The following is a 1082-nucleotide window of genomic DNA, read 5'->3' on the forward strand; positions in this document are numbered from 1 at the left end:
AAAAATAGATATACAATTGAAAACTCAAGGTAAAACTCGACTTACACCGTATAATTTTTGTGCTTCACTTGCAACATTCTCAATGAAACTCATTCTTTTACACTCTCCCTCATTTGTTGTCTCATTTCATTTATTTGTTCGTCTGAAGCGGATTCAATCCATAGTTTTCTATCCTTCTGAAATTGCGCCCGCCAATATCCCGGCGGCTGTACGGTTGTCGCATTATCCGGTACGGAATCAGCCGGAACAATTTCAGGATAGTCGAAGATGAAATCCGAATCATATACGAATACTTGTATCATTTCCATTGCTCCAACCCTCCTAGTAAGGCACTGCCGCGTCTAATGACCAACTGGACACGGCGGACTGATTGTTTCCTGAAAAGCCGACAAACGCCAGTTTACCGTCAGTGTTGATATAAAATTTTGTGAAGCCTGTCGTTCCGTATGCTGTTGCCATGACCGCCTTTTTGTCTGACGGTGAATATGACGCGGGCAATTGTGCAAAGTCAACGCCGAGGTCACACGCCACGTCACCTTTTAGCATGAGGATGTTTCCCCAGCGGGTATACTGCGGTGTTCTTCCTGACGCCTTTGCTCCATTCAATAACGGAAGGTTATACCATGTGAGCGCCATAAAATCATTTTGTGTAAACAGCTGTCGCCAACCCCTGAATACATTGTCAGTGTGTATAACACCAATCCATGACGTATTATCATAGGAACGTGTCAGAACCAATTTCCGCAGACCGTTTGGCGCTGGTAGAATGTCGAGATAGTACCAAGAAGCGTCACCCGGTAACGGTAGTTGATTCCATCCTGTCCCATAATAAAAACCGGGTGGTGCGGTGAATATGCTGTCAGCTGAAGCCAACCGTTTCCGCATTCCTTCAGCATCCGTTAATGCATATTTCTGTGAGAAGTTTTGAACCCCGATAACATCCTGAAGCGATAGATTCGTTGTCTGTAAATCCTTTTGCAGCTGTGTCGCATCCGTAGCAGCTTGATTCCATTTCAAACGTTCAGAATCCGAGACGTGAGGTTTAGCATTTGCGATATGGTTCTTCAGGTTTGTTTCTGATG

Annotated in this window: 2 protein-coding genes; both read right to left on the bottom strand. The window is 44.6% G+C overall.

What is annotated here, in order from left to right; all coding sequences use genetic code 11:
* Positions 1-89 precede the first annotated feature (89 nt).
* Complete coding sequence (locus ACFW2E_RS47635; RefSeq protein ID WP_376642732.1) at positions 90-308, bottom strand: hypothetical protein; 219 nt, start codon at positions 306-308, stop codon at positions 90-92.
* A 13-nt stretch (positions 309-321) separates the two neighbouring features.
* On the bottom strand, positions 322-1082 hold a 761-nt coding region (locus ACFW2E_RS47640), incomplete at its 5' end, for a hypothetical protein (protein WP_384478606.1).

Source organism: Streptomyces sp. NPDC058964, assembly GCF_042741275.1.
GTDB lineage: Bacteria > Actinomycetota > Actinomycetes > Streptomycetales > Streptomycetaceae > Streptomyces.

Bases quoted from the DNA above. Each gene is read 5' to 3' on its own strand.
- ACFW2E_RS47635 (WP_376642732.1), bottom strand. From the start codon at position 308: ATGGAAATGATACAAGTATTCGTATATGATTCGGATTTCATCTTCGAC.